This window comes from Gilliamella sp. B3023, from assembly GCF_026536845.1.
GTDB lineage: Bacteria > Pseudomonadota > Gammaproteobacteria > Enterobacterales > Orbaceae > Gilliamella > Gilliamella apicola_E.
In genome coordinates, this window is the sequence record NZ_JAFNNH010000006.1 from 1,803 (window position 1) to 15,942 (window position 14,140).

The window sequence follows — 14,140 nt, forward strand, 5'->3', positions numbered from 1 at the left end:
TTTACCACGGTGTGATTCATGACTGGGGTGAAGTCGTAACAAGGTAACCGTAGGGGAACCTGCGGTTGGATCACCTCCTTACGAAGTGCTCGTAAGTGTTCACACAGATTGTTTGTTTAGAAAGAGTCACTTTATTGGGTCTGTAGCTCAGGTGGTTAGAGCGCACCCCTGATAAGGGTGAGGTCGGTGGTTCAAGTCCACTCAGACCCACCAATTCGACAATTAAGCTAATGGCTTGATTAGTTGATGAAGTGAAACAATGGGGCTATAGCTCAGCTGGGAGAGCGCCTGCCTTGCACGCAGGAGGCCAGCGGTTCGATCCCGCTTAGCTCCACCATTAAAGATACCTCTTTTAAAAATCATAAAATTATTTTTGTATTTATTTGATATTCGAATGAATAGAAAGATAAAGCTCTTTAACAATTAGGAACAAGCTGAAAGAAACGAGTTCTCGTTTTTATGGAAGGCATTGATATGAAAGTATGAATGTGAAGAAGTAAAAAAGAGAAAAAAGCGTAATTGAAACCAAGACAACTGTGAGTTGTAAGGTTAAGAAATTAAGCGTACACGGTGGATGCCTAGGCAATCAGAGGCGATGAAGGACGTGTTAATCTGCGAAAAGCGACGGTGAGCCGATAAAAGGCGCTATAGCCGTTGATGTCCGAATGGGGAAACCCAGTGCAGGTGACTGCACTATCATCTGATGAATACATAGTCAGATGAGGCGAACCGGGAGAACTGAAACATCTAAGTACCCCGAGGAAAAGAAATCAACCGAGATTCCCAAAGTAGCGGCGAGCGAAATGGGAGTAGCCCAAGCGGGTAGCATAATGTATTAGTGGAAGCGTCTGGAAAGTCGCACGATAGAGGGTGAAAGTCCCGTACATGAAAGTGCATTATGTGGAAGCTTATAGAGTAGGGCGGGACACGTGATATCCTGTCTGAAGATGGGGGGACCATCCTCCAAGGCTAAATACTCCTGATTGACCGATAGTGAACCAGTACCGTGAGGGAAAGGCGAAAAGAACCCCGGGAGGGGAGTGAAATAGACCCTGAAACCGTGTACGTACAATCAGTGGGAGCATGTACCGTTGGGTATGTGTGACTGCGTACCTTTTGTATAATGGGTCAGCGACTTATATTCTGTAGCAAGGTTAACCGAATAGGGGAGCCGAAGGGAAACCGAGTATTAACTGTGCGTTAAGTTGCAGGGTATAGACCCGAAACCCGGTGATCTAGCCATGGGCAGGTTGAAGGTTGGTTAACACTAACTGGAGGACCGAACCGACTAATGTTGAAAAATTAGCGGATGACCTGTGGCTGGGGGTGAAAGGCCAATCAAACCGGGAGATAGCTGGTTCTCCCCGAAAGCTATTTAGGTAGCGCCTCATGTATAACTGTTGGGGGTAGAGCACTGTTTCGGCTAGGGGGCCATCCCGGCTTACCAACCCGATGCAAACTCCGAATACTGACAAGTTTAATCATGGGAGACACACGGCGGGTGCTAACGTTCGTCGTGAAGAGGGAAACAACCCAGACCGCCAGCTAAGGTCCCCAAGTCATAGTTAAGTGGGAAACGAAGTGGGAAGGCTTAGACAGCTAGGATGTTGGCTTAGAAGCAGCCATCATTTAAAGAAAGCGTAATAGCTCACTAGTCGAGTCGGCCTGCGCGGAAGATGTAACGGGGCTAAAACTATGCACCGAAGCTGCGGCAGTGCACGTAAGTGTATTGGGTAGGGGAGCGTTCTGTAAGCCGTAGAAGGTGTGTTGTGAGGCATGCTGGAGGTATCAGAAGTGCGAATGCTGACATAAGTAACGATAAAGCGGGTGAAAAGCCCGCTCGCCGGAAGACCAAGGGTTCCTGTCCAACGTTAATCGGGGCAGGGTGAGTCGACCCCTAAGGAGAGGCCGAAGGGCGTATCTGATGGGAAACGGGTTAATATTCCCGTACTGGCTATAACTGCGATGGGGGGACGAAGAAGGCTAGGTTTACCACCTATTGGATGGTGGGTTAAGCGTGTAGGGGTGTGATTAGGCAAATCCGGTCACTGAGACCCTGAGGCGTGATGACGAGCTACTAAGGTAGTGAAGTAATTGATGCCCTGCTTCCAGGAAAATCCTCTAAGCTTCAGGTTATAGTTAATCGTACCCGAAACCGACACAGGTGGTCAGGTAGAGAATACTCAGGCGCTTGAGAGAACTCGGGTGAAGGAACTAGGCAAAATGGTGCCGTAACTTCGGGAGAAGGCACGCTGACGGTAATTGAAGTCCCACGCGGATGGAGGTGAAATCAGTCGAAGATACCAGCTGGCTGCAACTGTTTAATAAAAACACAGCACTGTGCAAACACGAAAGTGGACGTATACGGTGTGACGCCTGCCCGGTGCTGGAAGGTTAATTGATGGGGTTATGCGTAAGCAGAAGCTCTTGATCGAAGCCCCAGTAAACGGCGGCCGTAACTATAACGGTCCTAAGGTAGCGAAATTCCTTGTCGGGTAAGTTCCGACCTGCACGAATGGCGTAATGATGGCCAGGCTGTCTCCACCCGAGACTCAGTGAAATTGAAATTGCCGTGAAGATGCGGTGTACCCGTGGCAAGACGGAAAGACCCCGTGAACCTTTACTATAGCTTGACAGTGAACATTGAGCCTTAATGTGTAGGATAGGTGGGAGACTTTGAAGTGTGTACGCCAGTATGCATGGAGTCGACCTTGAAATACCACCCTTTAATGTTTGATGTTCTAACCTATACTTCTGAATCGAGGTAAGGGACACTGTCTGGTGGGTAGTTTGACTGGGGCGGTCTCCTCCCAAAGAGTAACGGAGGAGCACGAAGGTTAGCTAATCCTGGTCGGACATCAGGAGGTTAGTGCAATGGCAAAAGCTAGCTTGACTGCGAGAGTGACGGCTCGAGCAGGTACGAAAGTAGGTCATAGTGATCCGGTGGTTCTGAATGGAAGGGCCATCGCTCAACGGATAAAAGGTACTCCGGGGATAACAGGCTGATACCGCCCAAGAGTTCATATCGACGGCGGTGTTTGGCACCTCGATGTCGGCTCATCACATCCTGGGGCTGAAGTAGGTCCCAAGGGTACGGCTGTTCGCCGTTTAAAGTGGTACGCGAGCTGGGTTTAGAACGTCGTGAGACAGTTCGGTCCCTATCTGCCATGGGCGTAGGAAAATTGAGAGGGTTTGCTTCTAGTACGAGAGGACCGAAGTGAACGCACCGCTGGTGTTCGGGTTGTGATGCCAATTGCATTGCCCGGTAGCTACGTGCGGAATAGATAAGTGCTGAAAGCATCTAAGCACGAAACTAGCCTCGAGATGAGTTTTCCCTGAAGAGATTCAGTAAGGTCCGTTTGAGACTAAGACGTAGATAGGTCAGGTGTGTAAGTGTAGTGATACATTGAGCTAACTGATACTAATGAACCGAGAGTCTTAACCTTACAACTCGGAGTTGTTTTGGGTTACGCGAAGTTGAGATTAAGAAATCATCGAAAGATGGTGAAAGATTAATAAAACAGTTTGTTCCGGATTGAGCGATTGGTGTAAAGATGAGATAATGTACATCAATTGAAAAAGAGAAGACAGAATATGTCTGGCGGTAATAGCGCGGTGGTCCCACCTGACCCCATGCCGAACTCAGAAGTGAAACGCCGTAGTGCCGATGGTAGTGTGGGTATTACCCATGTGAGAGTAGGGTGCCGCCAGACTTTTAAATTAGAGCGAAAGCCCAGCAGCAATGCTGGGCTTTTTTGCATTTAGGGATCAGTATTTTTAATACTATTGAGCAAATAAACTCCTATCTCTCTCTAATATTTTAAGCAACTTAATAATCAACGAAAATAAAAGAATAGAACAAAGCACTTTTTTTAAATGATTAATACGTTAAATGCTACTTGCCTATAACTTAAAAACATCATAATTTCTTTCATATTATCTTTAGTAACAAGATAATTTGGGGAAAAAGTAATTTTTTCTAAAATACTAAATACATCCAAATTAACAAAATTATTAAATTAATAATTGAAGGGTTTAATGACTTCATGATTGGATGAATAACGCTTAAATGAAACGAAAGTTAATTTAGTAGATAAAATATGGATTTTGAGATGAGAATGCTCACAAAATCAATAACCATTAATAGTGAGTGATAAAAGCTTGTTAGATTTTGTGTTAATGGAGATTGAATAAATGAACAATAGATTGAAAAAAGCAATATTCATTAAATAAATATTGCTTTAAATTTTTATTATTAGCCTAAAAGTAGGGCATCATCTGTTACTTTTTCACCGCGAGTTTTTTCGAACATCTCTAATAAATCATTGACGGTTAATTTATCTCGCTTTTCCCCTGAAACATCAAGCACCACTTGCCCTTGATGAAGCATGACTGTTCTTGTGCCGTATTCTAAAGCTTGTTTCATTGAATGGGTAACCATCATTGTGGTTAACTTATTTTTTAAAACAATTTCATTAGTGAGATCCAAAACGAATTGTGCTGTTTTGGGATCAAGTGCAGCAGTGTGTTCATCAAGTAATAAAATCTTAGATGGTTGTAATGTCGACATTAATAGACTTACTGCTTGTCTTTGTCCTCCTGATAATAATCCCATCATATCTGATAAGCGATTCTCAAGGCCTAAATTGAGTGTTGCTAGTTTTTCTTTAAATAAGGCCCTCAGCTTGCGATTTAATGCTGGTAGTAAAGTGAAACTATTACCTCGGTTATAAGCAATCGCTAAGTTTTCTTCAATAGTAAGATTTTCACATGTCCCTACCATAGGATCTTGGAATACTCGTGCAACCATACCGGCTCTTTTCCAAGCAGGCCAACGAGTCACATCTTTATTATTAATAATCACATGTCCCGAATCAGCAATCAAATCACCACTAATCACATTAAGTAAAGAACTCTTTCCTGCGCCATTACTACCGATTATAGTAACAAACTCACCTTCACTGATATTGAGATTTAAACCTCGTAATACATGATTTTCAATTGGTGTTCCTTGATTAAACGTCAATTGCAATTGCCCAACATTGATCATGCTTACTTCCCTCTTCTTTTTGAGTATTTTTTCAGTTGTTTTGGTAAGACTAAAGCTAAAACAACCAATATTGCCGTGATAAGATTTAAATCTTCTGTACCGACACCGATCTCTTGTAAAAATTCATTGCTAAGTGCAAAGGCAATAAATAAACGGTATAAGATAGCGCCGAAAATAACAGCAATCATAACCGCCCAAATGCGTTTTGTTGGGAAAATACTTTCACCTATAATGATTGATGCAAGGCCGATAACAATAGTCCCCACCCCAATAGTAATGTCAGCACCGCCTTGAGTTTGAACAAATAATGAACCACCAAGTGCGATTAATCCGTTTGAAATTGCCATACCTAAAATAGTGATACCACCTGTTGGAATTCCTTGGGATTTAGCCATTCGTTGGTTAGTACCAGTCGCTCTTAAAGCCAATCCGATTTGGGTATTTAAAAATAGGTTAAGTAGCAACCAAAATACAACAACAAAAGCTAAAACCATAAGTGGTTGTACTAAATATTGATTACTATAATCTTCATTAATAAATGGAGAGAAAATAGTTTTTGCATCGAGTAAAGATAGATTAGGCGAACCAGCCATTCTTGGTGTTTCATCCATGAGATAAGGTCCTAAACCTAAAATTCTTAGATTAATTGAATAAAGGCCTATCATCACGATAATACTTGATAGTAATTGTAATATGTTAAGTTTAACATATAACAGTCCAGTCATTGCACCGGCAATACAACCTGCAAACATACCTAGAAAAGTTGCAATCCATGGATCAATACCGACATACATACACAAACCACATACTGCCCCACCAAGTGGGAAACTCGCATCAGCGGTTAGATCGGGGAAGTCAAGTAGTCGAAACGATATAAACACGCCTAAGCTAACTAATGCGTAAATAAGTCCTATTCCAACTGAGCCTAATAAAAATTCAAATGACATGAAAATATCCACTAAAAAAAGCAACCGCCAAAGTAGGCGGTTTAGTTATTAAAACGGTTTAATAAATTATTTTTCAACAATTTTTGCTGCTGATTTTAAAACCTCTTCAGATAGAGTGACACCTTGGCGTTCAGCAGCCTTTTTATTAATAGTTAATTGTGTGATGTTACCAACTTGTGGTGGAATATCACCTGGTTTTTCACCATTAAGAATTCGAATAACAATTTTACCTGCTTGGCGACCAAGGTCATAATAACTCATTCCCAAAGCAGCAATTGCACCTCGTTCAGCTGAATCAGGATCTGATGCAAGAAGAGGAATTTTGTTTTCATTGGCAACCTTCGCTAATGCTTCATAAGCTGAAACGACGTTATTATCGGTTGTTGTGTAGATCAGATCAACTTTTCCTTTTAAACTTATTGCGGCGGTTGAAATATCAGATGTTCGTTGTGCTGGTGCAGCAATAATTTTCATGCCACGTTTTCCAAGTGCAACTTGTAATTCTTTAAGCACAATTGTGGAATTTACTTCACTTGGGCTATAAACATAACCAATATTTTTTGCATCAGGTTTAATTTTTAACATCATATCGATTTGTGATTCTAAAGATAATGCATCTGATACACCAGTTACATTGGTTTTAGAAGCTTCCCAACTAGGTGTTAATTTAGCAGCAACGGGATCAGTGACAGCAGTGAATACAATAGGAATCGTTTTGGTTGTTGCCACTAAAGCTTGGGTGCTAGGTGTTGCAATACCAACGATAACATTGGGCTTATTAGCAACAAATTGTTTTGCTATTTGGGCTGCATTAGCGCTACTACCTTGAGCACTAGCAAACTGTAATTTTAAATTTTGACCAACAATATAGCCATTATCTTTTAATTCATCTTCAACACCTTTGCGAACATTATCTAATGCAGGATGTTCTACAATTGCTGTTATCGCGACATATTTTTGCTCAGATTTATTATCTGCTAATGAAAAAAATGTTACTACAGACAAACTAAGTAACATAAAAAGCTTGATGATTAAATTCCGCATGTGGTGCTCCTGTAATATTTATTTTACAACCAACCTAAATATACGTTTACTATAAAGCAAAAACAGATAATTTTCTAGATTTAATAAAAAGTATATGTGTAAATATTTTAATACACCTTATTGCAAGGAATTATGAATAGAATAGACTTATCAATAATACTTTAAAAAATTTTGAGGTGAGGAACGGGGTTTTTGAACATTCTTTGCCCATTAAAATGGACAAAGAATTGATTTTATTTAGATATATGATTTTATTTTTGACCAATAACTTTATAGGCAGACTCGATAACGTCAGGAGGTAAAGAGATTCCTTGTTTTTTGGCTGCATCAGTATTGACTACAAGGCGTAATGTTTGTCCGATTTCGGGTTTAATATTGCCAGGATCTTCTCCATTTAAAACTCTTACCACCAGCTTACCTGATTGACGACCTACATCGTAATAGCTCATTCCATAAGCAGCAACAGCTCCTCGCTCAATGGCATCAGGAAACGATGCTAACAGTGGGATTTTATTTTCATTGGCAAATTTAACTAATGATTCATAAGCTGAAACAACGTTGTTATCTGTTGTGGTGTAGATCAGATCAACTTTTCCTTTCAATGTATTGGCTGCTGTTGAAATATCCGCTGTACGTTGGGCAGGCACCGCCACCAATGAAATATTTTGTTGGCTAAGTTCATTTTGAAGATTTTTTAACACTACAGTGGAATTAATTTCGCTAGGACTATAAATATAACCAACAGATTTTACATTAGGCACAACTTTTTTCATAAATTCAATTTGAGGGCCTATTTCTTGATAGTCTGAAACGCCAGTGACATTGTTATGAGAGGGATTCCAATCTTTAATTAATTTTGCTGCAATTGGATCAGTAATTCCTGCAAAAACAACGGGTATTTGTTTAGTTGCGGCAACTGTTGCTTGAGCACTTGGTGTTGCAATTGCAACGATGACGTCTGGTTTAGCTGCAACGAACTGTCTGGCAATTTGTGCGGCTGTTGCACTACTACCTTGGGCACTTCGATATTGGACATTTAAATTATCGTTTAACTTAAATCCATTTGCTGTTAACTCATCTTTTACTCCATCACGGATTTGGTCTAATGAAGGGTGTTCAACAATTGCTGTTATCGCAACATTTTTTACCGCATTAGCCAAACAGAAAAATGGCGTAATTACTAACATCAATATTAAAATTATAGCGCGTTTCATCATAAAGAACTCGTAAACTAGTACAGTGATATGATTCTAATCTCAATATTACAAAATGTTAAGTAATATTTTTAACTTTTGTAATTTCTTATTGGGCAAAGACAAAAGGATTTAACCCACTTTTTGCAAATCCTTCTTCTTCAGTCTTGATATCCAATATTAATGAGGCAATATCATCAGCAATGATTTCGATATGAGGATCTTTATCTTGGTCTAAGATTTTCAAATAGCTATGGCAAGCATCACAGCACTCGGTTTTTATTGCAGCTAATTCTTTATCCAAAGAGAAGTATTGAATATCTTGCATATTATCACAACAAGTACATTTCACTCGTGGTACATACCATTCGCTTTCACATAAGCTACAATGAAGGTATCTTAATCCATTATTTGCACCAAGCTGAATAATACTCGCAGCTGGCATACTATTACACACTGGGCATAGCCAGCTTTCATTGGTATTTTCAGCGACGGCTTTGCCTTTAATTTGACTAGCTAGTTGGCAATAATAGACTGATAAAGCTGACCAAATAAATATGGATTCATTACCATCAACTAAATTAAATTTACCATTGAGTAAGTTGCGTGCTTTCTCTTGAAGTTGATTGGAATCGTTTTGTTTTAATTGTTCAATAACAGATTGAATTTGATAGGTTGTATTTGAAAATGAATTTAATAATGTTAATAAATAATCTTGCCAAATATCATTTAATGGTAAGTTTTCCAAACTTAATGGCGGAAAATCATTATTAAGTGATGGAGATATATCAATAGGTTTTTTGATTAAAATAGCCTGTTGCTCGACAATCTTAGCGCAGAAATTTAAATAATCGCTTAAAGAATTATTTCGTGCTAGCGTTTTTAAACGCTCGGCGCGATGAATATAAAGTGTTTTCGGTGATGGATAAAAGAGTAAGGGAATCTGTCTAATTACGGTGTTTTGTTGTTCAAGCTGCTCTCGTGGGATGATTTTTATACTCATTCTTGATTACCAATTTTGTTATTTTTTCCATCATTAATCTAATAGGCTAAGAATTCCGCTGATTTATATCAGCGGAGATTAATTATTCTTATAAAGCAGGTTTTTGTTCTGTTTGAGATGATGGCTCAATATCGTTCTTTTGATTGTCTTTAAGTTCTTGCTGATAGACTTTTTTCATTTCTTCTTCGTACCATGAGGAGTGGTTTTTAAATGCCCACGCTCGTGATACATATCCAGTTATCATTCCTTTTATAGACCCTTTAACCCAAATTGCCATATAAGCATGACCAATAGCCAGTAAAATAAGACAAATAGCAGCAAAAGAGTGGAAAAATATTGCGATTCGGACTATTTGAATAGGAAAATAATCAGATACATATCGGCGCCACATTATCAAGCCCGTAACGAATAGCACAAAGATTAAGCTCATAATGCACCAGAATAAAAACTTTTGGCCAACATTATATTTACCAATTGGGATACCTTCTTCTTTTCCCATAATCACGTTTTTAAAGTTTTTAATCCATAAAAGGTCATTTTTATTTGGAATATTGTGATGAGCTAATTTGATAAACATGAACATTAATAAAATGAATACCACACAACCAATTATAGGATGTAAAGCTCTCACCAATTGTGGTGTGCCAAGAAATAATCCAAATAACTTGATTGATGGAAAAAATAAAGATAAACCTGATAACGCGGTTAATATAAACAAACAGACCATACACCAATGACAGAAGCGTACAATAAGTGGTGTTCTTAATATCATTCCTTTCTTATTCATGACGAGCCTCCGATTGTGTTGAATTAGGACTATTTTTTCGACCTAAAATAGGTAATCCTAAACGTTTTCTTGCTTGTTTGTCCGCTTCTTTTTCGTGTTCAATATCTTCGTCATCGACTTCAACTGCACCTACTCCCATGTAGTGGAAGAGTAATCCGCCGAAAGTAGCAACAAAAGCAGCAGCTGATAGTGGTTTCCATGCGCCTTTCCAGAATTTAACGATTTCGCTAATTTGAGGATCTTTAGGTAATCCATGGTAAAGTTCAGGTTGATCAGCATGATGTAGTACATACATAACATGAGTACCGCCGACACCTTCTGGATTGTAGAGTCCTGCGTTTTCAAATCCACGTTTTTTTAAATCAACAATTCGGTGTTCGGCATGGCGAATCATATCTTGTTTGGTGCCAAAATGAATTGCTCCAGTAGGGCAGGTTTTTACGCAAGCAGGTTCTTGACCAACAGCAACTCGATCAACACATAATGTGCATTTATAAGAGTGGTTATCTTCTTTGCTAACACGTGGAATATTAAATGGACATCCTGCGACGCAATAACCACATCCAATACAGTGTTCTGATTGGAAATCGACAATCCCATTAGCATATTGAATGATTGCTCCTTCAGATGGGCACGCTTTTAAGCAACCAGGATCTGCACAATGCATACAACCATCTTTACGTATAAGCCATTCGAATTTGCCATTGATTTCAACTTCTGAATAACGCATTACGGTCCATGCTTTTGGTTCTAAGTCAGCTGGATTATCATAAACGCCGACGGTATTTCCTACTTCTGCTCGCAGATCATTCCATTCGCTACAAGCTACCTGACAAGCTTTACAACCGATACAGGTGGTCACGTCAATTAATTTAGCTACTTCCTGCTGATAATCTCTTGCCCTAGGTGCAGGTGTTAGGGCATTAGTTGCTGAGCGGCGAATAATATCTTGAGTTTGTAATGACATAATCTATCCTCCTTCTTATGCCGCTGTGGTAACTTTTTCGATGTTGACTAAGAAGGACTTGTATTCTGGGGTTTGTGAATTAGCATCACCTAAATGCGGAGTTAATTCATTAACCAAAAAGCCTTTTTTAGTTTGACCTGTGAATCCCCAAACAATTGGAATTCCTATGGTTTCGATCTCTTTACCATCAACTGTCAAAGTAGGTAAACGTTTTGTCACAACTGCTTTGGCTTTGATATAACCTCGATATGAAGTTACTTTCACTGTATCGCCCAATTTTATGCCTTTTTTATTCGCAAGATTTTCACTGAGCTCAATAAATTGTTCTGGTTGTGTTATTGAAGCTAATCTTGCATGTTGCGTCCAAAAGTGGAAGTGCTCAGTAATACTGTATGTTGTACCAACATAAGGAAATTCATCTGCTTTACCTAAGCGAGCTAAATCTTCTTTAAATGCTCGAGCTACTGGACTATTTATTTGTTTAGGGTGCATTGGGTTATTTGAAATTGGTGTTTCAAATGGTTCATAATGTTCAGGAAATGGTCCATCAACTAAACGATTCAAACAGAACAGCCCACCTAATCCATCATTGTTCATGATGAAGGCTCCCGCTCCAGAATCAGGTGATAACGTGGCAGTAAAATCTGGTACGTCATTGCCGACCCAACTTGTTCCGTTCCATTTGATTAACATCCGATTTGGATCCCATGGTTTTCCATTTTCATCAGTAGAAGCACGATTATAGAGTACACGTCGATTCATCGGCCAAGCCCAAGCCCAGCCAGCATGAATACCCTTACCTGATGGGTCACTAGGATCTCGGCGAGCCATTTGGTTACCTTGTTCAGTCCAAGAACCACAAAATATCCAAATTCCAGATGAGGTCGTTCCGTCGGCTTTTAATTGAGAAAAACCACTTAATAGTTGGCCTTTTTTAAGGATGATGTTGCCATTAGTGTCCGTTATGTCAGCCAATGCTCGACCATTACACTCTTTTGCTAACTCTTCGGCTGCCGGACCTTCAGGATCTTGATAATCCCAAGTTAAATTATTAATTGGTTCGTGATAAGCGCCGCCTTCTTCTTCATAAAGCTCTTTAATTCTTAAATAGATTCGCGCAATAATCTCTGGGTCGTAAAGTGATTCATAAGGTGGTCTAGCTGCTGCCCAATGCCATTGTAATAAACGTGATGAGTTAACAATTGTCCCATTTTCCTCTGCAAAACAGTTGGCCGGAAGTCTAAAGACTTCTGTTTGTATTTTACTTGGATCAACATCATTTGATTCACCATGATTTTTCCAAAACTCGGCTGTTTCAGTTGGCAATGGATCGATATTTACCAAGAATTTGAGTTTGGATAATCCCTCACGAATACTATTTTTATCAGGTAAGGCAGCCAGTGGGTTAAACCCTTGGCAAATAAAACCATTAGCTTGTCCGTCACGCATCATTTTACTAAAACGTAAAATATCATAGGTTTTATCCCATTTTGGTAACCAATCAAATCCCCAATTATTATCCCCAGTTGCCTTATCACCATACATTGCTTTCATAAAACTAATAAAGAATTTAGGGTAATTACCCCAAAAATTAACCTCATTTGGACCAAGAGGTTTTGGTGTTTTTTCTGCTAAGTATTGTTCAAGCGATGTTTGAGAATCTTTTGGTAGATCAAGATAAGCAGGTAATCGATTAGACAGTAAACCTACATCAGTTAATCCTTGAATATTTGAGTGACCACGCAAAGCATTTATACCACCACCCATGACACCAATATTACCAAGAATCAGTTGAATCATTGCTGCAGTACGGATGATTTGTGTACCATAAGTATGTTGAGTCCAACCTAATGCATATAGGAAAGTTGCCGCACGATCATTGGTTTTAGTACTGGCGAGTGAACGACAAACATGTAAAAAGCCATCTACAGGACTACCCGTTATTTTATTTACAATTTCTGGCGTATAGCGACTAACATGTTGTTTTAGTAAATTCCAAACACAGCGCGGATGACTTAATGTTTTATCTCTTAATGCAAAACCATTTTCATCTTTTTGATATGCCCAACTGGTTTGATCGTATTGACGGTTTTCTGCATCGTAACCACTAAACAATCCACTATTATTATCAAAGTTGAAATCGTCACGCACAATTAAGCTAGCATTAGAGTGTGTTATAAGATATTCAAAGTTGACTTCGTTATTAGTGATAAGGTAATTAATGATACCAAGTAGAAAAGCGATATCTGAACCTGCACGAATAGGTACATAATGATCAGCTACCGAAGCGGTTCGATGAAAGCGTGGATCAATCGCTATGAGTTCTGCACCGTTAGTAATTTTGGCTTCAATTGCCCATTTAAAACCAACTGGATGGGCTTCAGCTGCGTTACCCCCCATAACAATAACCACATTAGCATTTTTAATATCGTTCCAGTTATTGGTCATGGCGCCTCGACCAAAGGTAGCACCTAAACTAGATACTGAGGGCCCATGGCAAACTCTAGCTTGAGTTTCAAGGCTTAGCATTCCTAAAGAACGGGCAACTTTAAATGCTAACCAACCCGTTTCATTACTCGCAGCAGAAGTCACTAGCCAGCCAGTAGTTGTCCAGCGGTTAACCGTCGTTCCTTGTTCATTTTTTTCTTGAAAATTTTTATCACGGTCAGCTTTCATTAAGCGAGCTATGCGGTCAATTGCTTCATCCCAGCTGATTCGTTGCCATTTGTCAGAACCTGGCGCACGATACTCAGGGTATTTAACTCGTTGTTCGCTTTTAATATAGTCGAGTACGCCAGCACCTTTCGGACAAAGTGAACCACGACTAACAGGATGGTCAGGATCGCCTTCGATATGAAAAATAGACGATTCGGCATTCTTAGCGCCATCTCCTCGGCTATAAAGGAGCATTCCACATCCAACAGAACAGTAAGTACAATTATTTCGCGTTTCTTTTGATTTTAACAATTTATATTGGCGAGTTTGTGCAAGCGCTACATTCGGCATTAATCCTAAAGTAGCGACAGTTGTTCCTGCCATGCCACCAGCACAGATCTTAAAGAACTGTCTACGGTTAAATAGCATATGAACTCCTTAAAAAGCTGACATTACATTTTATTATCTAATTTTTTCGATGTTATAAACATCCT

8 protein-coding genes, 2 tRNA genes and 2 rRNA genes are annotated in these 14,140 nt (G+C 39.6%); 4 read left to right on the forward strand and 8 right to left on the reverse strand.

Translation table 11 applies throughout. From position 1 onward, the window contains the following. The first annotated feature begins 136 nt into the window (after window positions 1–136). The 4 genes from J3U16_RS05050 to rrf all read left to right on the forward strand — a co-directional run bounded on the left by J3U16_RS05050 (window position 137) and on the right by rrf (window position 3,713). Window positions 137–213 (forward strand) — tRNA-Ile (locus tag J3U16_RS05050). A gap of 48 nt (window positions 214–261) precedes the next feature. Beyond that, window positions 262–337, forward strand: a tRNA-Ala gene (locus tag J3U16_RS05055). A 210-nt stretch (window positions 338–547) separates the two neighbouring features. Beyond that, a 23S ribosomal RNA gene (locus J3U16_RS05060) occupies window positions 548–3,446 on the forward strand. Window positions 3,447–3,597: 151 nt separating this feature from the next. Continuing rightward, a 5S ribosomal RNA gene (rrf, locus tag J3U16_RS05065) occupies window positions 3,598–3,713 on the forward strand. A gap of 542 nt (window positions 3,714–4,255) precedes the next feature. On the opposite strand, the gene J3U16_RS05070 is transcribed toward rrf, so the two are convergent. The 8 genes from J3U16_RS05070 to fdnG form a co-directional block, all read right to left on the reverse strand. Further along, window positions 4,256–5,050: an ABC transporter ATP-binding protein gene (locus J3U16_RS05070; protein WP_065561755.1), complete on the reverse strand. Its 795-nt coding sequence runs from the start codon at window positions 5,048–5,050 to the stop codon at window positions 4,256–4,258. Between the two features lie 2 nt (window positions 5,051–5,052). Beyond that, window positions 5,053–5,997, reverse strand: a complete 945-nt coding sequence (locus tag J3U16_RS05075; protein ID WP_065561756.1) for an ABC transporter permease — start codon at window positions 5,995–5,997, stop codon at window positions 5,053–5,055. Window positions 5,998–6,063: 66 nt separating this feature from the next. Next, window positions 6,064–7,041: an ABC transporter substrate-binding protein gene (locus J3U16_RS05080; protein ID WP_065561757.1), complete on the reverse strand. Its 978-nt coding sequence runs from the start codon at window positions 7,039–7,041 to the stop codon at window positions 6,064–6,066. A 251-nt stretch (window positions 7,042–7,292) separates the two neighbouring features. Beyond that, window positions 7,293–8,258 carry an ABC transporter substrate-binding protein gene (locus J3U16_RS05085; RefSeq protein WP_267330982.1) on the reverse strand — a complete coding sequence of 322 codons (966 nt, stop codon included), beginning with the start codon at window positions 8,256–8,258 and terminating at the stop codon, window positions 7,293–7,295. Between the two features lie 85 nt (window positions 8,259–8,343). After that, window positions 8,344–9,237: a formate dehydrogenase accessory protein FdhE gene (fdhE, locus tag J3U16_RS05090; RefSeq protein ID WP_267342580.1), complete on the reverse strand. Its 894-nt coding sequence runs from the start codon at window positions 9,235–9,237 to the stop codon at window positions 8,344–8,346. Window positions 9,238–9,325: 88 nt separating this feature from the next. Further along, window positions 9,326–10,024, reverse strand: a complete 699-nt coding sequence (locus J3U16_RS05095) for a formate dehydrogenase subunit gamma (protein WP_065561760.1) — start codon at window positions 10,022–10,024, stop codon at window positions 9,326–9,328. Beyond that, the gene (gene fdxH, locus J3U16_RS05100) at window positions 10,017–10,991 is read right to left on the reverse strand and encodes a formate dehydrogenase subunit beta (RefSeq protein WP_081303434.1); all 975 of its coding nucleotides are present in this window, start codon (window positions 10,989–10,991) and stop codon (window positions 10,017–10,019) included. The genes J3U16_RS05095 and fdxH overlap by 8 nt, the downstream gene beginning before the upstream one ends. A 15-nt stretch (window positions 10,992–11,006) precedes the next feature. After that, window positions 11,007–14,075: a formate dehydrogenase-N subunit alpha gene (gene fdnG / locus J3U16_RS05105; RefSeq protein WP_267342582.1), complete on the reverse strand. Its 3,069-nt coding sequence runs from the start codon at window positions 14,073–14,075 to the stop codon at window positions 11,007–11,009. Window positions 14,076–14,140: the final 65 nt, after the last annotated feature.

What these genes read in the sequence shown, in the direction of transcription:
- J3U16_RS05070 (WP_065561755.1), bottom strand. Translation starts at nt 5,050, where the DNA reads ATGATCAATGTTGGGCAATTGCAATTGACGTTTAATCAAGGAACACCA.
- J3U16_RS05075 (WP_065561756.1), bottom strand. Translation starts at nt 5,997, where the DNA reads ATGTCATTTGAATTTTTATTAGGCTCAGTTGGAATAGGACTTATTTAC.
- J3U16_RS05080 (WP_065561757.1), bottom strand. Translation starts at nt 7,041, where the DNA reads ATGCGGAATTTAATCATCAAGCTTTTTATGTTACTTAGTTTGTCTGTA.
- J3U16_RS05085 (WP_267330982.1), bottom strand. Translation starts at nt 8,258, where the DNA reads ATGATGAAACGCGCTATAATTTTAATATTGATGTTAGTAATTACGCCA.
- fdhE (WP_267342580.1), bottom strand. Translation starts at nt 9,237, where the DNA reads ATGAGTATAAAAATCATCCCACGAGAGCAGCTTGAACAACAAAACACC.
- J3U16_RS05095 (WP_065561760.1), bottom strand. Translation starts at nt 10,024, where the DNA reads ATGAATAAGAAAGGAATGATATTAAGAACACCACTTATTGTACGCTTC.
- fdxH (WP_081303434.1), bottom strand. Translation starts at nt 10,991, where the DNA reads ATGTCATTACAAACTCAAGATATTATTCGCCGCTCAGCAACTAATGCC.
- fdnG (WP_267342582.1), bottom strand. Translation starts at nt 14,075, where the DNA reads ATGCTATTTAACCGTAGACAGTTCTTTAAGATCTGTGCTGGTGGCATG.